The sequence below is a fragment of the Nocardia canadensis genome (assembly GCF_032656385.1).
GTDB lineage: Bacteria > Actinomycetota > Actinomycetes > Mycobacteriales > Mycobacteriaceae > Nocardia > Nocardia canadensis.
Map to the genome: position 1 here is coordinate 56,230 of NZ_JAVCWB010000007.1, position 19,159 is coordinate 75,388.

The window sequence follows — 19,159 nt, forward strand, 5'->3', positions numbered from 1 at the left end:
CGTCTCGCGAGCGGGTATCGGAGTCTTCTTACCCACCGGCCGCGCGCAGGAAACCCCAGGCAACCGGACCGGACGCCGTTCCCGATGAGCGGGAAGGGCCGCAGGCAGGTGCGCGGGCCCGGTCCTACGGTGAGCGACATGACAGCAACATCGCACTCCGACGGCGTGGCGAGCACAGTCGTGCCCGGAGTCGCCCTGGTGACCGGTGCCAGCCGCGGCGTCGGCAAAGGCATCGCGCTGGCGCTCGGCGCCGCGGGCTGGACCGTCTACCTGACCGGCCGGGGCAGCGCCGGTGACGGCGGTCCGCTGGAGGTGGCCGCCGCCGAGGTGAGTGCCCGTGGCGGCACCGGCATCGCCGTGCGCTGCGATCACCGCGACGATGCGCAGATCGCCGCCGTCTTCGCCCGCATCGCCGGCGAACAGGACGGCCTCGATCTGCTGGTCAACAATGTCTGGGCCAATCCCGACGGTTTCGCCGGTTTCAGCGATCCGTTCTGGCGTCGACCGGTCGGCGACTGGGATTCGCTGATCGGCGTCGGCCTGCGCGCGCACTACGTCGCCGCGGTCGAAGCGGCACGACTCATGGTCGCGCGCGGTAGCGGCGTCATCGCCAATATCTCCTCGTTCGGCACCCGCGGCTACCTGCATTCGGTGCTGTACGGGATGTCGAAGGCGGGCCTGGACAAGATGGCCGCCGATATGGCGGTGGAACTGCGCGGCACCGGCGTGAGCACCCTGTCGCTGTGGCCCGGCATCGTGCGCACCGAGCAGGTGCTGGCCCTCGGCGTCGAGGACATCGAGGGTTTCCCGATCGCCGGCGCGGAGACGCCCGAATTCGTCGGGCGGGTCGTGCTGGCACTGGCCACCGATCCGTCGATCGGCGACCGCAGCGGCGCCACGGTGATCACGGCCGAGGCGGCGCTCGACTACGGCATCACCGACATCGACGGTGGACAACCGGTCTCGCATCGCGCGGCCTTCGGCGGCGGCGCGGTCTTCGGCATTCGAGAAGAAAAGGAACAGTGATGGATCTTTCGGGCAAGGTAGTGCTGGTCACCGGTGGTGCGCGCGGTCTGGGCGCCGCCTTCGCGCACGGAATCGTCGCCGCGGGCGGCAGCGTCGTGATCGGTGACCTGCTGGACGCCGACGGTGCCGCCGTCGCGGCGGACCTGGGGGAGCGCGCCCGCTTCGTGCACCTCGACGTCACCGACCCGGCCTCGTGGCAGCATGCGGTCGATACCGCGGTGGAGGCGTTCGGCGCGCTGACCGGGCTGGTCAACAACGCCGGAGTGACCGCCTCGGGCGTTCCGCTGGTCGACGAGCCGTTGGAGACCTTCCAGCGGGTGATCCAGGTGAACCTGGTCTCGGTCAACATGGGCATCCACGCGGTGGTGCCCGCACTGCGGGCGGCCGGTGGCGGCTCGATCGTCAACATCTCCTCGGCCGCCGGACTCGTCGGCCTGGCGCATACGGGCGCCTACGGCGCGGCCAAGTGGGGCGTGCGCGGGCTGACCAAGGTGGCCGCGATCGAACTCGCGAGCGACCGGATCCGGGTGAACTCGGTCCACCCCGGCATGGTGCTCACCCCGATGACCGCGCCGACCGGCATCGGCCTCGCGGACGGCGGTTTCCCGAACGCCCCGCTGGGCCGGGTGGGCCGTCCCGAGGAACTGGCCGGTGCCGTCACCTACCTGCTCAGCGACGCCGCGTCGTACACGACCGGCGCCGAGCTGGCCGTCGACGGCGGCTGGACCGCGGGCCCGCCGGTCGTCCGCGTCGACGGCTAGCCGCACTCAGCGTCGAACAGCGCGGCGGCACACCAGCATCTGATCGGCGCCCGCCTGGAATTCGTATCCGACGTCGACGATCCGTGTCCGGACCCCGCGCTCGCGCAGATCCGCGCGGAGCCGGTCGAGATCGCGGTAGCGCTGTTCGGTCGCGATCGGGAGCAGCGGGAAGATCCGTGCCTCGGCGCCCACCCGGAGAAGTTCGCCGATCGCGGCGAGGTGGAACTCGTAGTCCAGGTCGGCGGCGTAGCTGAACAGCAGGTGCGAGCTGAGCACGAGGTCGAAGGCGTTGTCGCCGAAGGGCAGATCGGGCAGCCGGCCCGCCACGTAACGGTCCGGTTCGGCCCGGCTGTGCGCGCCGAACAACTCCGCCGCGCGCTGCCGGACTGTCAGGTGCTCGGCCGGGTCGGCGAAGAACGTCCACCGGAACTGCTCCGGATGCGCGCGGACGTAGTCGTTGCCGCGCACGGCCTCGCTGACCGCGGTGGCGGCGACCGCGGTCGTGCCGTCGTCTTCGTAGGCCAGATCGCAGGCCGTCACGTCCCCGCCGAGCCCGCGGACCGCGGCGGTGAACCCGGCCGCGCCGCCCGGACAGTCCAGGAGGCGGCGGCGCAGGTCGGCCTCGGTGAGGGCGAACATCGACCGATATTCGCTCAGCGAGCGAGAGCTGATCAGGAAGCCGCCGAACGGCTGATCGCTGGTGTCGTCGGAAGTCATGGCCGGTACCCCGTTCTCGTCGGGGCCGCCGACCGGCGCGGAGCGCGGGTCCGACGCGAGGACGGGATGCGGCCGCTCGGAGGGCGGCCGCACGCACAGTCGATGACGGCCGCTATCGCGGCCACCACTCCTGCGCTGTCATCGTCACCAGCCCATTGAAGCACAGCACGCCAGCGGTTTTCGGCGCCCGTTCACAGCAGGCGTTGCCTGCCGTGGGCGGCGAACTCGGCTGCCAGTTCCGCTCTGTCGGCTTCGGTCATGTGGTGGTAGCGCGGCAGGCCGCGGCCCGCCCACCGGTGGACCGGTTCGTCGGTGCGCCAGGCCTGCTCCTGGAGTTCGCGCTTGAGGACCTTGTTCGATCCGGTCACCGGCAGATTCGCCGAGACCCGCACGAATCGCGGCATGCCCTTGGACCCGAGATCGTCCTGAGCGCAGAGGAACGCGGTGAACTCGTCGAGATCGAAGTGGTCCGGATCGGCGACTTCGACCGCGGCCATGACCTGATCGCCGGAGCGCGGATCGGGCACCCCGAACACCGCGGCGGCGATGACGGCGGGGTGGCGGCGCAGCACCTGTTCGATCAGCAGCGTCGAGGTGTTCTCGCCGTCGACCCGCAGCCAATCACCCTTGCGGCCCGCGAAGTACAGGAATCCGTCGGTGTCGATGTAGCCGAGATCGCCGGTCCAGTACCAGCCGTTGCGGATCCGGTCGGCGTCGGCGGCCTCGTTCTTGTAGTAGCCCTCGAAGACGAGCGCGCCCGCCTTGTCGATCATCTCCCCGATGGCCTCGTCGGGATTGCGGACCCGGCCGTACTCGTCGAGCTCGGCCCGCGCGCACTCGCGCAGCGTGTCCGGGTCTACCACCGCGACACCGGGACGCGCGGGTCTGCCGAGCGCGGCCGGCGGTGCGGCCGGATCCAGCGCCGCCAGGCTCGGTCCCTCGCTGGAGCCGTAGCCCTCGTGCAGTTCCGCGCGGAAGCGGCGCCGGAACTCGCGCTGGTCGGCCACCGACGCCTCGGTCCCGAAACCGCGAACCAGCGCATTGTCGGCGTCCAGCGCGGTTTCGGGTGTCGCGAGCAGGTAGCCCAGCGCCTTGCCGACATAGGTGAAGAAGGTCGCGCCGAAGTACCGCACATCCGGAAGGAACTGCGACGCCGAGAATTTCGGGGTCAGGCAGACCGTCGCGCCGACCGTCAGCGCGGGCGCCCACAGCGCCATGATGGCATTGCCGTGGAACAGCGGCATGCAGCAGTAGTCCACGTCGTCACGGACATGCCCGAACTTCGCCGCCGCCGCGTACCCGACCACCGCGAGACGGCGCTGGGTGCACCGCACCGCCTTCGAGGTCCCGGTGGTGCCGGAGGTGAACAACAGCAGCAGCAGATCCGTCGGCCCGCCCAGCGCCGTGGGCTCGACCCGGTGGGCAGTGACGCGGTCGGCGTAGTCCGGGCTGTCGACCAGCAGGAACCGGTCCTCGGTGAGGCCGTGATCGAGCTGCCGCAGTCGGGTCATCCCCGCCGCGTCGGTGACGATCAGCTGACAGTCGACGTACCGGATGTCCTCGGCCAGCTGTGCATTGCCGCGGGTCGGATTGAGCCCGGCGACGGTGGCGCCCGCCAGGGCCGCCGCGCCCAGCCAGAAGACGAAATCGGGCACGTTGTCGAGCAGCACGCCGAGGTGGAACGGACCCGCGCGGCGCAGGGCGCGGGCCAGTTCGGCACGGGCGGCCGACTCGCGGACGACCGCGTCCCAGGTCCAGTCGGCGTCGCGGGTGCGCAGGCCGAGACGCTGATCGCCGAGCCGGTCGAGCAGCATGGTCGCGATATCCGCGCGGTGCGGGCTCGGCTGTTCCGTCTGATCCTCCGACAGCTCCACCTCGAGCAACGCCGGATCGGCGAGTCCGGCGGCGAGCTCACCCGGCGGCGGCTCGGTATCGTTCGCATCCATCTCGGCACCTCCACTGGCGGGGACTGTCGACCAGACTGTCAGCAGCATGCCGGGTCGCCGCCGCTTTCCACCCCGGCTGTCCCGCTGGATGGCATGGGCCGAAGTCGGGCGTGGGCTAGGCTCGCCCGCTATCTCATCGAGGCCCGCACACCACGGTGACCGGAATCGCTCGCGCGGCCCACGAAAGTTTGGTCACTGTCACCAACGCGACCGGTCTGGTTTCGTAGGGTCGCAAGAATCCGTAGATCTTCCATTCGCCCACGAGCGGGCGCGCCACGATGGGTTCTGGTGCAGTGCCTGCCGACCGGGCACCGCCGTGGCACGGGGGCCGCGGCGACGAGGCACTTCCCGGCAGTGTGGCCGGGCCGGCGAAAGCGCGAAGAAATGCCGAGTGACGTCGTCGATGTGGTCGTGGACTTCGCCGTCCCGCGTCGGCCGCTGTGGGATGTGCTGCTGGAGCCGCAGAGCTATCCGCGCCTGTGGACCGGAATCGGTGGGTGCGAGCGGATTCTGCACCCCGACGGCGGCACCGTCTGGCAGGTCAGGATCGGCGACGCGGCCCTCGGCGTCCGGACCGTCGGCCTGGCCCTGACGATCGGCCGCTGGTACGAGAGCTTCGAACTGCACAATCCGGAGACCGGCAGCTTCGCCATGGTACGGCTCACCGGCGCCGAGGACCGCACCTCGGTGAGCGTGACCGTGTTCGCCGCACCCCGCCTGCATCCGGCGCTGAAAGGCGCGACCAATGCCACCGTCATCGGTTGGGTCAAAGACGGTCTGCGCCGGGCGGCCGACCTGGTGCGCGGGGCGCGGACCTCGGTGGTGGCCAACGGCGACCGGGCCCCGATCCGGCGCACCACCGAAATCGCGCGGTGGTGGGTGAACTCTGGCCTGGTCGCCCCGCCGCTGACCTCGGCCCGGCAACTGCGGTCGCTGTACCGGTGGGGATTCAATCTGGCGGGCGGCTACGCCGCGGGCGCCGCGCACAGCCCCGACCAGCTCGCGCTGCTCGACGACGTCAGCACCGTGACCTTCGCCGAGACCGACAAGCGCACGACCGCGCTGGCGGGCGCGATGTACGAGGTCGGCCTGCGCGCGGGCGACGCGGTCGGCCTGCTGGCCGGAAACCATTGCGGCATGGTCGAAACCATGGTCGCCGCCGGGAAGCTCGGTGTCGACGTGGCGCTGCTCAATGCCGGGTTGTCCGGACGGCGCATCGAGGAGATCGTGCAGCGGCACCGTCTCTCGGCACTGTTCGTCGACACCGGCTTGGCCCATCTCGTGCAGTACCTGCACCGCGATCTGCCCCGCTTCGTCACCGACGACGTACCCGCGCACCCGGGCCGGACCTCCATCGAGGACCTGATCGCTCTGCGCCGCACCAAGTTTCCGGTGCCGACGGTGCCCGGCAGGCAGATCGTGCTCACCTCGGGCACCAGCGGCACCCCCAAGGGAGCGCGCCGTCCGCACGCGAAGGGCTTCGACACCCTCGTCGCGTTGCTGTCGCGGATTCCGATCCACGTGGGCAGCACGATGATGATCCCCGCGCCGCTGTTCCATACGTGGGGACTGTCCGCGCTGCAACTGAGCACCGCCGTCCGCGCGACCGTGGTGCTGACCCAGGGCTTCGACGCCGAGGAATGTCTGCGCCGCATCGCCGAACACCGGGTCCAGACGCTGATCGCGGTGCCGACCATGGTGCAGCGCATGGTCGACCTGCCCGAGGCGGTCCGCGCCCGCTACGACCTGAGCAGCCTGCGGCACGTGATCAGCTGTGGCGCGCCGCTGGCGGCGATCACGGTGGACCGCTTTCTGACCGACTACGGCGACGTCCTGTACAACCTCTACGGCTCGACCGAGGTCTCCTGGGCCAGTGTGGCAGGCCCCGAGGACCTGCGGGCCGCACCCACCACGGCCGGTCGGCCGCCGCTGGGCACCCGCATCGCCGTTCTCGACCCCGATCGCGCGCCGGTACCGATCGGCATGATCGGGCGGATCTTCGTCGGCAACCACATGCTGTTCGACGGCTATGTCAGCGATACCCCGCCGGAGGAGTCCGACGGCATGCTCGACACCGGTGACCTGGGCTATCTCGACGCCGAAGGCAGGCTGTTCGTGGCCGGGCGCGACGACGAGATGATCATCTCCGGCGGCGAGAACGTCTTCCCGCGCCCGGTCGAGGAGGCACTGTCGTACCTGCCGCAGGTCAGCGATGTCGCGGTGGTGGGTGTGCCGGATCGTGAGTTCGGGCAGCGGTTGGCCGCGTTCCTGGTCAAACACGAGGGCTCCGGCCTCGATTCGGACATGGTGCGCACCTACGTGCGCAACCGGCTCAGCCGCTTCTCCGTGCCGCGCGATGTCACCTTCCTCAACTCGCTGCCGCGAGGGGAGACCGGCAAGGTACTCAAGCGGCTGCTGGTCGATCCGGAGGGACTGGCGGGCTGAGTCCGGGGCGAGCTCTCAGCGCGGCCGATCCTCACCGCCCGCGGTGCCGGGCACGGCGATCCGGCCGCTGTAGATCGCCCGCAGGGACGTCGCGGCGAAGGCGGCGCAGTAGTCGATCAGGTCCGCGATCGGAACCTCCAGCCGTCCGCTGTGCTTCTCGACGATGACCCGCTCCAGCGTGCCGACCACCGAGAGCGCGAAAATGTCCATCACCTCGGCGGCCGGGTGCTCCTCGGGCCGGGCACTCGTGCCGGTCGCCGCGACCAGCCGGGCGAAACGCCACAGTGCCTCGCGCATACGGTCTTCGGCGCCCGCCCCCGCCGGTTCGACGAAGACGACCCGGAGTGTGCGTGGATCGCGATCCAGGGCGGTGAGATAGGTGCCGATGCCGGCGCGCAGCTTGTCGGTGCCCCGCGCGGGGGTCGCGGCGACGGCCGCCGACACCGCGCGGTACAGCTCGTCGATGACACGGTCGAAGACCGCGGCGAACAAATCCCTGGTGCCGCTGAAGGATTCGTAGAAGTAGCGGTCGGTGAGCCCGGCCTCGCGGCACAGGTCCTTCACGCCGGTCGCGGCGTAGCCGTGGGTGCCGAACAGCGTGAGCCCGGCGGCGAGCAGCTTCTCGCGTCGGGCGGCGGCCCGCTCCTGGGCGCCCATGCCACCGTAGGTGCGGCCCGGCCGGGCCGGGGTGCTCACCGCGTCACCGTGATCGTCATGTCGGCATTGTCTCCCATGCGCGCCGACTCTGTGTCAGCATGTGACGATCGCGATCGTCAGATTGAGAACGGGGTCGATCAATGGCAGCTCGACATCAGAACCACCTGGTCAGCCGTCGTGCGGTGCTGCGCGGAGCCGCCGCGGCGGCCGCGAGCGCGGGGCTGGCGGCCGGTACCGCGCAGGCGAGTCCACGCAGGCGCAACGGTCCGGCGGGCACCACCGTCGCGATCTTCGGCGCGGGGATCGGGGGCTTGACCGCGGCGCACGAACTGGCCGAACGCGGCTTCGCGGTGACGGTCTACGACCGCAAGGAACTCGGCGGAAAGTCGCGCACGATCCCGATGGCGGGCACCGGAGCCGGGGGCCGGGCGGCCCTGCCGGGCGAACACGGCGCGCGTGGGTTCACCTCGTTCTATCACCACGTCCACGACACCATGCGCCGCATCCCGGTACCGGGAACGCGCAAGACCGTCTACGACAACCTGATTCCGTTCTCGGTCACCGATCCGCGCTACCCGCGTTCGGGCAACCTGCCCGACGGCTTCCCGCTGATGTTCGGCTTCTACTTCGATCCGGCCGAAGCGCTCACACCGAGGGGACTGCAACGGATTCTGACCGAGGTGTTCATGAAGAACGATCTCGTCCCGCTGCCCGAGGCCATCCACATGGCGGGGCGGGTGGTCACCTACCTGACGTCGAGCGAGGAACGTCGCTTCGGGCAGTGGGAGTACGTCAGCTGGTGGGATTTCATCGGCGCGGGCACCAGGTCCGCGCAGTTCCAGGCGCTCGCCGCGACCGGCCTGACGCGGGCGCTGGTCGCCGCCAAAGAGTACGTGGCCAGCACCCGCACCATGGGCAACATGATGGAGGGGTTCTTCATCGCGCTGATGCGCGAGCTCACCGGCGGGCCGAAGGTCTACGAGGTGCTCAACGGGCCGACCAACCAGGCCTGGCTGGATCCGTGGATCGCGCTGCTCGAAGACATGGGGGTGCGGTTCCGGCCGGGGGAAGCGCTCGAGGAACTCGTGGTCGCGGACGGCCGGATCGGTGGTGCCCGGATCCGCGGTGCGCACGGCGGGTCGACGCGGATCGAGGCCGACTGGTACGTGTGTGCCGTGCCGACCGACCGGGCCCGCGCGCTCTGGACACCCGAACTGCGGGAACTGGATCCGGCGCTGGGCCGGATGGACGCGCTGAACCTGGACTGGATGAACGGCATGCAGATGTTCGTCAGCGAGCAACTCGACCTCGGCAAGGGCTACAACATCTACCTCGACGCGCCGTGGCGGCTGACCTCCTACACCCAGCGCGCGTTCTGGGACGTCGACTATCCCGCCGTCTACGGTGACGGCGCCGTCGCCGACGGCCTCACCATCGACATCGCCGACTGGGACACCCCGGGCATCCTGTTCGGCAAACCCGCGAAATACTGCACCCACGAGGAGATCTACCAGGAGACCTGGGCCCAGTTGACCGCCGCGCTCAACGACGACGGCCGGATCCAGTTGCCCGACGGCATCGTCCGCGCATGGATGATCGATCCCGGCATCGTGTGGACCGGCAGCGAGAACACCAATGACGAACCGCTGCTGGTGAACACGATCGGCTCCTGGGACAACCGGCCGACCGCGCGGACCCGCGTCCCCAACCTGTTCCTGGCCGCCGACTACGTGCAGACCAACTTCGACCTGGCCACCATGGAGGGCGCGAACGAAGCGGGCCGCAGCGCCGCCAACGCGCTGCTCGCCGCGGCGGGCTCGGCGGCCACGCCCGCGCGGTTGTTCACCCGGGAGTCGATTCCGGCGTTCGAACCGTTGCGCCTGGCCGATGCCGCCCGCTTCCGCGCGGGGCAGCCCAACCTGTTCGATCTCGGGTGATCGGTCAACGCCGGGCGTTGCGCCACGCCCGGTAGCGGTCGGGACAGCACACCGCACACGGTCGGTAGCCCGCGGCGACGGCGGTGGTCTCGTCGGCGAAGAACACCCGGTGGCAGACGTAACCGCCGCGCGCGATCGCCCGCCGCGCCGACGGGCAGTCCAAGCGGCCGTAGATCTTCGACCGCCGATGGCCACCCCAGCGGCCCGCGCTCGCGGACCGAAAGGGGCGGCCGTCGCGGTCGAGCAGCACGTACGGCAGCGGGGTGCTCATGCCGCGTCGTGGAAGACCAGCGCCAAGGTCGTCCGATGTCCGGAACGGACAACCGACACTCCGTGCCGGACCGGGGCGGCCGACCAGCCGCGCGCGGAGCGGACGGGACGATCGCGGGTGGTGAACACGTAGCCGTGTCCACGCGGCAACAGCGTTGCGGTACCCCGGGATTGGGCGCGGGGCCGCTGCTCGAGCAGCAGGAACTCCCCGCCGGTGTGATCGACGCCGGGTTCGTTCAGGTTGATGACGACCTGCAACGGAAAGACCAAGTCGCCGTAAAGATCCCGGTGCAGGGCATTCCAGTCGCCCGTCTGGTAGCGCAACAGGATCGCCGTGGATTTGTGCTGTCCCGCCGCGTGACACATCGTCAGCCACTCGTCGAGGGTGTCCGGCCACGGCGCGGACCTGCCGAGCCGGGCCCACCAGTCCCGCGCGATCGGCAGCAGGTGTGGGTACAGCGCCTGTTTGAGGCGTTCGACGGGCTCCGGGTAGGGCGCGCGCAGATACCGGTACTGCCCCTGCCCGAAACGATGCCGGCCCATGTCGACGGTGCTGCGGAACAGCTCGTCGTGGGGGTAGAGGTTTCGGATCCGCGCGGTCTCGCCGGCGGTGAGCAGCTCGGGCAGCAGCGCGCCGCCGAACTCGTCGAGCTCGGCCGTGATCGCCGTCCAATCGCCGGCGTCCACGCGCTCGCGCCACCGATCGGTGCGTCGGCTCGCGGCGGTCACGCGGCCTCCAGTTCGAGCAGTGTCGTCTTGGCTTGTGCGCCACCGATGTAGCCGCCGAGGCTGCCGTCGGCCCGCAGCACCCGATGGCAGGGCACGACCACGGGCAGGGGGTTGGTCGCGCACGCCGTACCGACCGCGCGCACGGCCTTCGGGTTGCCGACGAGTTCGGCGACCTCGCGGTAGCTGCGGGTGTGGCCGTACTCGATCTCGGGCAGATGGCGCTGCACCAGCTGCCGGAAGCCGTGCGACAACGACAGATCCAGGGGCAGATCGAAGACCCGGCGGCGGCGGTCGAAGTATTCGCCGAGTTCGCGCGCGGCGTCGTCGAGCCGGCGGGGGGCCCGCAGGATGCGCGGGCTCAGTTTCTGTGCCAGCACCTCGAGGACCCGGTCGTGGTCCTCGCCGGCATAGGCCACCCGCACCAGGCCGCGCGGGGTCGCGGCCAGCAGTAGCTCGCCGACGGGGGAGTCGATGGTGGTGTAGGCGACGTCGACGAGGCCGGCGGCGTCGGCCCGCTGTTCGAGCCGCCGATGCAGGCGCGACAGCACGTCGGCGTCCACGGGCGCCGACAGTGCGGCGACGATGTCGTCATCGCGACGGGTATCGCTCATGATGGTGCTCCTTCCGGGTTCGCGCCCGGGTAGGTCTTGCGCAAGGTCTTCACCGCGTCGGCCGCGGCTCGCCGGGCGGCATCGACACTGCCGCCGAGGACCTCGGCGATTTCGGCGTAGGACAACCCCGCGACATAGCGGTAGGCGATCGCCTGGCGCTGTTTGGTGGGCAATCCGCCCACCGCGGTCCACAGCTCGGTGTCCTCGGGGTCGACGACGGGGCTCGGCGCGTCGGGTAGCCGGTCCACGGGCAGTGGGTGGCGGGTGGCCGCGCGCACCACATCGATCGCCTTGCGATGGGCGATGCGCACCAGCCACGCTTCGACATTCGCGTCCTCGGGCAGGTCCGGGTAGGCGCGCATCGCGGCCAGGAACGTCTCCGACCAGGCGTCTTCGGCATCGTGGACGCCGAGGACGACCCGGCACACCCGCAGCACGGTGGGCCCGTGCCGGGTGACGACCTGCTCGAAAGGCTGCTTCACGGGCACCCCGGTCAGAACAGGCGACCGGCGCCGACCGCGGCCGGTTCCTCGAGGTCGAGCAGAGCTCGTTTGCGCGCGAGGCCGCCCGCGTAGCCGGTCAGCGACCCGTCCGCGCCGACGACCCGGTGGCAGGGCACGAACAGGCACAGCGGATTGGCGCCCACGGCCTTGCCGACCGCCTGGGCGAGCCGGCGATCGCCGAGCCGCTCGGCGATCCGGCCGTAACTGGTGCGCTCGCCGAAGGGGATCTCGGCCACGATCCGCCACACGTCCTGTCGGAACTCGTCACCGGTCGCGTGCAGGGGCAGTTCGAAGTTCCGACGGCGACCCGCGAGATAGTCCAGCACCTGCGCGGCCGCCTCGGACAGGAGTTCGTCCTCGGTCCCGGCTACCGCGCGCCCGAAGGTCTCGGCCGCGGGCCCGCGCACGTGGTGACGGAAGTACAAGCCCGTCACGGCGGCGCCGGACGCGACGAGGGTGATCGGCCCGAGGACACCGGCATCGACAACGAGGTGTCGAGTATTCATCTGCTTTCCTTTCGCTGACACCGTGAAGACGTTGCGCATCGGGAAAACGTGAGATCCGACTGTCGATCGGAACCGGTGGGGCCTTCGGGCCGCGGTGTGTTCTAGGCGTTCGCCTCTTCGTACGCGGCGATGATGTCGGCGGCGATCCGGCCGCGCGCCGAGACCGTGTGGCCGTTGTTGCTGGCCCAGGTCCTGATCGCGGTCAGGTCGTTGCGTCGCGCGGGCGCGGCGGCCGTACCGCTCACCTCGGACCGGCGACCGCTCGTCTTGACGCGCCCGGTGCGGCGGGCCGCCGGGATCCACTGATCGAACAGATCGCGGAGCTTGGCCGCGTTCGTCTCGGACAGGTCGATCTCGTAGCTCGCGCCGTCGATGCCGAACGAGACGGTCTCATCGGCGGCGGAGGCGCCGTCGAAATCATCGACGAGGGTGACAACGACTTTGCGCGCCATGAGGATCCTGTTCGTGAGGGGCTGTGTCCTCAGTGATCGTAATGCGAGCCCGACAAGCGCCTCGGTCGCCCCACAATTCCGGTCATTTCGCTCTCCGAACACCACGAGTGTTTCCGGCCGACTCTTGTCCTTCGGGGCGGACCGCGAGGCCGACGGTGACAGCGAGCAGACCGAGAACGGCCGCGGTGGGAGCCAGCGCGCTCGCCCCGACCAGGGCCAGCGCGCCGCCACCGAGGCCGGTCCCGAGCGCGACGGCGAGGTAGACCGCGGACCCGTTGAGGCCCATCGCGATCGGCGCGATCGCCGGGACCAGGGCGAACAAGCGGTGCTGCTGCGGCACGATCGCGATGCCCACGGCGACGCCGAGCCCGGTCATCGCGACGACCGCGCCGAGCGTGCTCGTGCGGCCGACGGCCAGCAGGACCGCGCAGGCGGCCATCCCGCTCGCGCCGAGCACCAGCGTGGACGGCGCACCGCGCAGGCGGATGAGTCGCGCTACGACGGTGGTGCCGACGACCTGCCCGCCGCCGAAGGCCAGCATCGCCGCCACGACCAGCGTGCCGGAGACCTCCAGCACCGCGGGCAGGTAGGCGATGAGCAGGAACGCGGGCACGATCACCGTCACGGTGCCGAGCAGGATTGCCCGCACCCGCGCATCGGTCAGCACCCGCAGCCGATCGCGCAGCGACAGTCTCGGCGCGTGCGCGGCCGGAAGCAACGCCACCGCGCACAGGGCGATCACCGCGGGCACCATCAGGATCCACACGGCGGTCCGCCACCCCCAGGCCTGGCCTAGCAGGATCCCGAAGGGGAGCCCCGCCACCAGCGCGAGCGAACCACCGCCGGAGACGATGGCCAGCGACCGGGCGCGATGCGCGTCGTCACTCAGCAGACCCGCGGTGCTGAAGGCGTTCGCCTGATATGCGGCCGCCCCCAATGCCGCGACCACGCGTCCGGCGGCCACCGTCGCGAAATTCGGTCCCGCGGCCTGCACCACCAGCCCGGCGACGAACACCACCATTCCACCCGCCAGCAGCACTCGGCGATCCCAGCTACCCGTCAGCGCGGCGATCACCGGCGACCCCACCGCGTACACGACCGCGAACAGCGCGGTCAGCTGTCCCGCCGTGCTGATCGAGACGTGCAGATCGGCGGCGACCTCCGGGATCAGCCCCGCCAGCACGTAACCGTCCACCCCCAGGGTGAAGGTGCCGATGGTGAGGACGAGCAGGTGGGCGACGGTCAGATTCCGCGGCCCGGCCCCGGTTCGCGCGTCGACATCGACTCCGGTGCTCATCGCGGCCCACCCAGCATGCTCCCAGTCTCGGGGGCGACCACTCTGTCCAGGGTCAGCGACCCTAAAGCTCCTATCGCGGCCAAGCTTTCACCGATCCACGCGCCGCGAGTCGAGCGGCCCCCCGTGATTGCCCCCGGCTCGCCTCGACCGCGGCATGATCGGTGGATGGAGTTCCAGCTCGCGATGTCGGCTCGGCCCGACAGTCATCGGTTCGTCGTCATGGTCGAGCCGGAGGGGATGGCCTACGGGTTTCCCGCGGAGGGCAAGGTCGTCCGGGTCTTCCGTGGCCCGACGCGATGCTGGCCGAACTGACCCACTATCCCGACGGGGTAGTCCTCTGGCGGCCTGCCGACACCGAGGTCTGGGCCACCGCGGCCGACGGGAACAGCGAACTCATCGGTGGATTCAGCGCAACCCCGTTCCCGGCTTCGATACGGGCGGAAAACCGTTGGATCGACCGTCGCGGGGCCTGATCGAGCGCGTCTTCCACTCCCAGGCGCTCTGACCGGCGCACCCGAGGGTTGACGCGGTGACGGTGCGGGCGGACCATCGGTGGGGTTGCTGCTTCGGGGTGGGAAGGGTTGGCCGTGAACGTCAGTCGCCAAGGGTTTTTCGATCATCTCGACTGGTTCGACGAGGGGCACTGTGCCAGGTTGGACGAGGAGCTGGCGTGGGCGCGCGAGCACTGTCCGGTCGTGCACACCGGATTCGGCGGTGGCATGCATGTGGTGACGCGGTACGAGGATCTGGTCACGGTGGCCGCGCATCCCAAGATCTTCAGTTCGGCCATGCCCGGACTGACGACGGTCCCGGTCGCGCTGCCGCCCATCGACGTGGATCCGCCACTGCACCACGACTTCCGGGCGTTTCTGAACGGCCCGTTCGCCAAGCCCGCACTGCGCCGGTACGAACCCGTGCTGCGGCAGCTTGCCGACGAACTCATCGACCGATTCGCCGATCGCGGGCAGGTCGAATTCGTGAGCGAGTTCGCCATCCCGTTCACCGCGGGCGCACTGGCCAAGATCGTGCTCGACGACGACAACGAGGAGCGGCTGGCCCGCGCGGTCGATGCCGTCACCCAGGTCTCGGTGCAGAACACACCCGAGAGTTTCGCCGCTGTCGCGGGATTGGCCGCCGAACTCATGGCGGAGCGGGCCGCGGCACCCCGCGATGACCTGCTGCAATCCATCGTCGATGCCACGGTCGAGGGTGGCCGTCCACTCACCATGGAAGAACGGCTCGGAGTCGTCACCGTGCTCCTGCTGGGCGGTCTGGACACCACCCGCGGCGCCCTGGCCTATATCGCCGAATATCTCACCGAAGTGCCCGGCCTGGAAGCGCGACTGCGCGAACCCGACTGGGCGACACGCGATCTCGACGAAATCCTGCGCTACACCTCGACCGTGAGCGTCATGGGCAGAGTAGTGACCGAGGACAACGACCTGCTCGGCGTCCCCCTGGTGAAGGGCGATCGGATCGCGGTGCACTGGCGCTCCGCCAACCGTGACACCGTCCGCTTCGACAATCCCGAACAGCTCGACTTCGACCGTAACCACAACCCGCACTTGGCCTTCGGCATCGGCATCCATCGCTGCGTCGGCCGCCACTTCGCCCGCATGCAACTCGACATCGGCATCACCCGCCTCCTGGACCGCCTCACCGGTTTCCGCCTCGCCCCCGGCACCCAGATCGCTCGCTCGGTAGGCATCAGCGTCGGCGCGCCCCGCGAACTGCACCTCCAGTTCGACCGCGTCCGGAGCTGATCGGTGCCGCTGCCGCGTCAGTCCCGCGCCGCCGCGCCGAAACGCAGCGCCTTGAGGGCGAACAGCCCCACCGACCGACCACTCGGCAGGTCGGTGGGAGTCGTGTGCGCGGAGGCGGCTCGAGGGGAGAGCGGTCTTCACGCTGTCACGATCGCCGAGCAGGGCCTCGGGAGACCGCGCAGCACGGGTCGAGAACGTTTCCGTCATCACGACCCCAGGCCGCGGACCCAGCGTCGTGCATCGGCGGCCGATGCCAGGTGCACCACGGTCACCTCGGGGAAGCGGGCGATCAGTTCCTCGGTGCGCAGTCGCCGGGCCTCGTACTGGTCCCACGCCCACCGAATGGGGTGGTCCCGAGCCGGCCAGTTGCGGAACGATTCGCGATTACCGTTCCACAATTCCTGCCCGGTGATCGCGCGCGTGAACGAACGCCACAGGACTCGCCGCATCACCGTCCGCTTCGGAAGGTCCAGCCACACAACGGTATCGGCCCTCGTCCACAGCAGATCGCCCAGCCATCGGCGATACTGGTCTTCGGTCACCCACCGCGGACCCGCGGTGAACCCCTCGACCTCTACCTCGAACTCCGGCCGCTTCACTTACCCCGGCCCGTGATGCAACGCATCCAGTTCCCGCCGGGGTATCCCGAGCCGCTCGGCAACCACGCCCGCCAATGTCGTTTTCCCCGCCCCTGAGATCCCGGAGATCAGAATCCGCTGTACCGACTCACCTTAGCGACCGGCCGAAAGCGCCGATTTCCCGTCGGGGTCGTCAGTCCGGTCTGGTCGGCGAGCACGAGCTGGGCGCGGTCCCGGGCACCGAGTTTCGTCATCGCGCGACCGACGTGGGTGCGGGCGGTGGCGGGACTGAGGAACATCGCCGCCCTGATCTCGTCGTTGCTCATGCCCCGGCCGACCAGGGCGAGAACCTCGCGTTCACGGTCGGGTGAGCACCGACAGCCGATCCGCGGGCGCGGCAGCCGGCGCTGCGCGGTCAACTGCCCGAGGAGGCGGCGGGTGACCCGCGGCGCCGGCACCGGCCTGCAGCGCGTCGAAGACGCCTGCAGGCCGGTTGACGACTTCGATCACCCGGACTCGTCCGCGTGGGCGGTCGCGCGGACGAGTCCGGCCATCCTGGCCAGGCGGCCGGGCGCGGACTGTGGCGGCCCCCGGACCGGCTCGATCGCACTCGTCGTTCGCCTGCCCCGCGCCGACCGCTGGACCCGGGGAGCTCGGAAAGGTCTGCGGGACCAGCGGCCCAGCGGGATCGCGACAAGGCGGAGCGTTGGCGGCGCCGACTCACTGCCAGGGTGCCGCGCGCAGCTGGGCGATGTCGTGTCGGGTGCGTCCGCTCGCGGTGTCGGCGGCGCGACCGACCGCGATCATCGACATCACGACCCAGCCCGGGTTCGGGGCGAGCTCGGCCGTGATCGCGTCACGGTCGAAGGCGCGGAACTGGTGACAGGCCAGCCCGAGCGCTTGGGCCTGCACGGTGAGGTGGGCGACGGCCTGCCCCAGGTCGTAGTCGGCGAATTCCGAGTAGGGCAGATCGGTGTCGTCGACGAATCGCCGGGTCAGGGTGACGATCAGCAGTCCCGCGGCGGACGCCCAGCGCGCCGAACTCGGCGCCAGATACCGGGCGATCCGCTTGTGCTCGACCTCGCCCGGCCGAGCCGGATAGAAGCTCCACGGTTGCGAGTTGCCCGCCGAGGGCGCCCACCGCGCCGCCTCGAGCAGCAATTCGAGGCTCTCGTCGTCGACGGTTCCCGCCGGATCGAACGCGCGCGGGCTGTAGCGGTCGGCCAGCAGGGGATGCAAGCGGGTGGGGCGGGGCTGTTCGGAAGACACGTCCACTGCCAACCCCGCGCCGCGCAGTCCTATGCCCACCACGCGGACGGCGGGCCGGTCGCACGTGGCGGCTACGCGGGGACCGTCGCCGTGCGCCGGGCCCGCTGACGCGCGGTCTCGAAATGCAGTTCGGGGTCCAGAACGGCGGCCTCGCGCAGGAGCTTCACATCGTCCTGGTAGTTCATCGACGTCCGCCACGGCATCCGGTCCCCCTGGCTGGGCAACTCGGCCACGGCCCGCTGGATGTAGCCCGCGGCGAAGTCCAGGAACGGCCGGGTCGGCATCGACGGGTCCGCGACCTCGGCGCGCGCGATCCGGTAGTCGTTGTCGTCCATGTGGGCCAGCAGGCGGCAGAAGTGCTCACACAGCAGGCCGATCTTCAGCGTCCACGAGGAATTCGTATAGCCGATGGCGTACGCGAGATTCGGCACCCCCGAAAGCATCAGTCCCTTGTAGGCCACCGTGTTCGCCGCGTCGACCGCGCGGCCGTCGACCGTCACCGGGATACCGCCGAACGCCCGCACGTTCAGGCCGGTCGCGGTGACGATGATGTCCGCGTCGAGTTCCCGGCCCGAGACCAGCCGGATCCCGTTCTCGGTGAAGGTGTCGATGCGATCGGTGACCACCGAGGCCTGGCCCCGCCTGATCGAGGTGAACAGGTCACCGTCGGGCACGGTGCACAGCCGCTGCTCCCACGGGTTGTAGGGCGGGTTGAAGTGTTCGTCGACCGGATAGCCTGCCGGCAGCTGCTTGGCGTTGGTCCACCGGATGATCCGCCGCATCACGCTCGGGTACTTCTGCGACAGGCTCCAGACCAGCTTCTGCTGGGCGATGTTCTTGCGCCGGGTCAGGGCGTAGCCGCGTTCGTCACCGAGCACCCGCTTCATCGCGTTGGCGATCGCGTCCTTCCTCGGCACCGGCAGAATGTAGGTCGGGGTGCGCTGCAGCATCGTCACGTGCGCCGCGGACTCCGCCATCGCGGGCACCAGGGTCACGGCCGTCGCACCACTGCCGATCACCACGACACGCTTGCCGGTGTAGTCCAGGTCCTCGGGCCACTGCTGCGGATGCACGACGGTGCCCTGGAACCGGTCCCGGCCGGTGAACTCGGGGGTGAATCCCTCGTCGTAGCGGTAGTAGCCCGCGGCCGAGAAGATCCAGCTCGCGGTCAGCTCGAGGCGTTCGCCGGTATCGGTGCGGTCGACCTGCACCGTCCAGCGCGCCCGCTCCGAGGACCACGACCCGCTGACGACCCTGTGGTGGTATCGGATGCTCTCGTCGAGCCCGTTCTCGGTGGCGGTTTCGCGCAGGTAGTCCAGGATGCGCGCGCCGTCGGCGATGGACTGCTCGTCGCGCCAGGGCTTGAACTCGTAGCCGAAGGTGTGCAGATCGGAGTCCGAGCGGATACCGGGGTAGCGGAACAGGTCCCAGGTGCCGCCGAGGCCCGCGCGGGCTTCGAGAATGGTGAAGGTCTTGTGCGGCAGCAGGGTTCGCAGATATCGGCCCGCGCCGATACCGGAGATCCCGGCGCCGATGATCAGCACGTCGACATGATCGGCGGCGGTCGGCGTGGATGTCATAGCGGCTCCTTGGTCCGGCTCCGTTGCGCGAGTGCCTGCGCGGAGGGCGAGGTTCGTGGCCGCGCCTGGCGGAACTGCGCCGGGCGGGTGTGTTGTCCAGAGTCGGGCAAAA

General features: G+C 70.1%; 20 protein-coding genes. 6 read left to right on the plus strand and 14 right to left on the minus strand.

The genetic code is table 11. From position 1 onward, the window contains the following. Positions 1-138 precede the first annotated feature (138 nt). Both Q7X29_RS13280 and Q7X29_RS13285 read left to right on the plus strand, forming a co-directional pair. The gene (locus Q7X29_RS13280; RefSeq protein WP_316574226.1) at positions 139-1,026 is read left to right on the plus strand and encodes an SDR family NAD(P)-dependent oxidoreductase; all 888 of its coding nucleotides are present in this window, start codon (positions 139-141) and stop codon (positions 1,024-1,026) included. After that, entirely contained in the window at positions 1,026-1,787 is a 762-nt protein-coding gene (locus Q7X29_RS13285; protein ID WP_218721054.1) for a glucose 1-dehydrogenase, read from the plus strand. The genes Q7X29_RS13280 and Q7X29_RS13285 overlap by 1 nt, the downstream gene beginning before the upstream one ends. A gap of 6 nt (positions 1,788-1,793) precedes the next feature. Here the strand turns inward: Q7X29_RS13285 and Q7X29_RS13290 are convergent, their stop codons facing one another. Beyond that, positions 1,794-2,504, minus strand: a complete 711-nt coding sequence (locus Q7X29_RS13290; RefSeq protein WP_316574227.1) for a methyltransferase domain-containing protein — start codon at positions 2,502-2,504, stop codon at positions 1,794-1,796. Between the two features lie 191 nt (positions 2,505-2,695). Beyond that, positions 2,696-4,318: an AMP-binding protein gene (locus tag Q7X29_RS13295; RefSeq protein ID WP_316574272.1), complete on the minus strand. Its 1,623-nt coding sequence runs from the start codon at positions 4,316-4,318 to the stop codon at positions 2,696-2,698. Between the two features lie 516 nt (positions 4,319-4,834). Here Q7X29_RS13295 and Q7X29_RS13300 point away from each other — a divergent pair. Then, a complete protein-coding gene (locus Q7X29_RS13300) occupies positions 4,835-6,895 on the plus strand; it encodes an AMP-binding protein (protein WP_316574228.1) in 2,061 nt (686 codons plus the stop codon). A 15-nt stretch (positions 6,896-6,910) separates the two neighbouring features. Here Q7X29_RS13300 and Q7X29_RS13305 read toward each other — a convergent pair whose 3' ends face one another. Beyond that, the gene (locus tag Q7X29_RS13305; RefSeq protein ID WP_308248637.1) at positions 6,911-7,591 is read right to left on the minus strand and encodes a TetR/AcrR family transcriptional regulator; all 681 of its coding nucleotides are present in this window, start codon (positions 7,589-7,591) and stop codon (positions 6,911-6,913) included. 101 nt (positions 7,592-7,692) lie between these two features. Here Q7X29_RS13305 and Q7X29_RS13310 point away from each other — a divergent pair, with 101 nt between their 5' ends. After that, a complete protein-coding gene (locus Q7X29_RS13310) occupies positions 7,693-9,489 on the plus strand; it encodes a hydroxysqualene dehydroxylase (RefSeq protein ID WP_316574229.1) in 1,797 nt (598 codons plus the stop codon). 4 nt (positions 9,490-9,493) lie between these two features. Here the strand turns inward: Q7X29_RS13310 and Q7X29_RS13315 are convergent, their stop codons facing one another. The 7 genes from Q7X29_RS13315 to Q7X29_RS13345 form a co-directional block, all read right to left on the minus strand. Then, entirely contained in the window at positions 9,494-9,760 is a 267-nt protein-coding gene (locus Q7X29_RS13315; protein WP_316574230.1) for an Ada metal-binding domain-containing protein, read from the minus strand. After that, positions 9,757-10,488 (minus strand): 2OG-Fe(II) oxygenase, encoded by a 732-nt coding sequence (locus Q7X29_RS13320; RefSeq protein ID WP_316574231.1) that lies wholly within the window; start codon positions 10,486-10,488, stop codon positions 9,757-9,759. Before Q7X29_RS13320 ends, Q7X29_RS13315 begins: the two co-directional genes overlap by 4 nt. Further along, positions 10,485-11,099: a methylated-DNA--[protein]-cysteine S-methyltransferase gene (locus Q7X29_RS13325; protein ID WP_316574232.1), complete on the minus strand. Its 615-nt coding sequence runs from the start codon at positions 11,097-11,099 to the stop codon at positions 10,485-10,487. Before Q7X29_RS13325 ends, Q7X29_RS13320 begins: the two co-directional genes overlap by 4 nt. After that, positions 11,096-11,587: an RNA polymerase sigma factor gene (locus Q7X29_RS13330; protein ID WP_374104910.1), complete on the minus strand. Its 492-nt coding sequence runs from the start codon at positions 11,585-11,587 to the stop codon at positions 11,096-11,098. Before Q7X29_RS13330 ends, Q7X29_RS13325 begins: the two co-directional genes overlap by 4 nt. Positions 11,588-11,592: 5 nt before the next feature. Further along, positions 11,593-12,108 (minus strand): methylated-DNA--[protein]-cysteine S-methyltransferase, encoded by a 516-nt coding sequence (locus Q7X29_RS13335; protein WP_316574233.1) that lies wholly within the window; start codon positions 12,106-12,108, stop codon positions 11,593-11,595. 101 nt (positions 12,109-12,209) lie between these two features. After that, a complete protein-coding gene (locus Q7X29_RS13340) occupies positions 12,210-12,560 on the minus strand; it encodes a histone-like nucleoid-structuring protein Lsr2 (RefSeq protein ID WP_316574234.1) in 351 nt (116 codons plus the stop codon). Between the two features lie 82 nt (positions 12,561-12,642). Beyond that, positions 12,643-13,857 (minus strand): MFS transporter, encoded by a 1,215-nt coding sequence (locus Q7X29_RS13345; RefSeq protein WP_316574235.1) that lies wholly within the window; start codon positions 13,855-13,857, stop codon positions 12,643-12,645. Between the two features lie 165 nt (positions 13,858-14,022). Here Q7X29_RS13345 and Q7X29_RS13350 point away from each other — a divergent pair, with 165 nt between their 5' ends. Together Q7X29_RS13350 and Q7X29_RS13355 are read left to right on the plus strand one after the other, a co-directional pair. Then, entirely contained in the window at positions 14,023-14,169 is a 147-nt protein-coding gene (locus Q7X29_RS13350) for a hypothetical protein (RefSeq protein ID WP_218721066.1), read from the plus strand. A gap of 341 nt (positions 14,170-14,510) precedes the next feature. Beyond that, entirely contained in the window at positions 14,511-15,620 is a 1,110-nt protein-coding gene (locus Q7X29_RS13355; RefSeq protein ID WP_316574236.1) for a cytochrome P450, read from the plus strand. A gap of 206 nt (positions 15,621-15,826) precedes the next feature. Here the strand turns inward: Q7X29_RS13355 and Q7X29_RS13360 are convergent, their stop codons facing one another. The 4 genes from Q7X29_RS13360 to Q7X29_RS13375 form a co-directional block, all read right to left on the minus strand. Further along, positions 15,827-16,162 (minus strand): hypothetical protein, encoded by a 336-nt coding sequence (locus tag Q7X29_RS13360; RefSeq protein ID WP_316574237.1) that lies wholly within the window; start codon positions 16,160-16,162, stop codon positions 15,827-15,829. Positions 16,163-16,326: 164 nt separating this feature from the next. Further along, positions 16,327-16,617: a response regulator transcription factor gene (locus Q7X29_RS13365; protein ID WP_316574238.1), complete on the minus strand. Its 291-nt coding sequence runs from the start codon at positions 16,615-16,617 to the stop codon at positions 16,327-16,329. A 301-nt stretch (positions 16,618-16,918) separates the two neighbouring features. Beyond that, complete coding sequence (locus Q7X29_RS13370) at positions 16,919-17,467, minus strand: nitroreductase family protein (RefSeq protein WP_308248639.1); 549 nt, start codon at positions 17,465-17,467, stop codon at positions 16,919-16,921. Between the two features lie 71 nt (positions 17,468-17,538). Next, entirely contained in the window at positions 17,539-19,047 is a 1,509-nt protein-coding gene (locus tag Q7X29_RS13375) for a flavin-containing monooxygenase (protein ID WP_218721070.1), read from the minus strand. Positions 19,048-19,159 lie beyond the last annotated feature (112 nt).

Excerpts from the sequence above, each read along its gene's own strand:
- Q7X29_RS13310 (WP_316574229.1), top strand. The coding sequence starts at position 7,693 with ATGGCAGCTCGACATCAGAACCACCTGGTCAGCCGTCGTGCGGTGCTG.
- Q7X29_RS13300 (WP_316574228.1), top strand. The coding sequence starts at position 4,835 with ATGCCGAGTGACGTCGTCGATGTGGTCGTGGACTTCGCCGTCCCGCGT.
- Q7X29_RS13345 (WP_316574235.1), bottom strand. The coding sequence starts at position 13,857 with ATGAGCACCGGAGTCGATGTCGACGCGCGAACCGGGGCCGGGCCGCGG.
- Q7X29_RS13295 (WP_316574272.1), bottom strand. The coding sequence starts at position 4,318 with ATGCTGCTCGACCGGCTCGGCGATCAGCGTCTCGGCCTGCGCACCCGC.
- Q7X29_RS13290 (WP_316574227.1), bottom strand. The coding sequence starts at position 2,504 with ATGACTTCCGACGACACCAGCGATCAGCCGTTCGGCGGCTTCCTGATC.
- Q7X29_RS13325 (WP_316574232.1), bottom strand. The coding sequence starts at position 11,099 with ATGAGCGATACCCGTCGCGATGACGACATCGTCGCCGCACTGTCGGCG.
- Q7X29_RS13335 (WP_316574233.1), bottom strand. The coding sequence starts at position 12,108 with ATGAATACTCGACACCTCGTTGTCGATGCCGGTGTCCTCGGGCCGATC.
- Q7X29_RS13375 (WP_218721070.1), bottom strand. The coding sequence starts at position 19,047 with ATGACATCCACGCCGACCGCCGCCGATCATGTCGACGTGCTGATCATC.
- Q7X29_RS13280 (WP_316574226.1), top strand. The coding sequence starts at position 139 with ATGACAGCAACATCGCACTCCGACGGCGTGGCGAGCACAGTCGTGCCC.
- Q7X29_RS13285 (WP_218721054.1), top strand. The coding sequence starts at position 1,026 with ATGGATCTTTCGGGCAAGGTAGTGCTGGTCACCGGTGGTGCGCGCGGT.
- Q7X29_RS13350 (WP_218721066.1), top strand. The coding sequence starts at position 14,023 with ATGGAGTTCCAGCTCGCGATGTCGGCTCGGCCCGACAGTCATCGGTTC.
- Q7X29_RS13340 (WP_316574234.1), bottom strand. The coding sequence starts at position 12,560 with ATGGCGCGCAAAGTCGTTGTCACCCTCGTCGATGATTTCGACGGCGCC.
- Q7X29_RS13315 (WP_316574230.1), bottom strand. The coding sequence starts at position 9,760 with ATGAGCACCCCGCTGCCGTACGTGCTGCTCGACCGCGACGGCCGCCCC.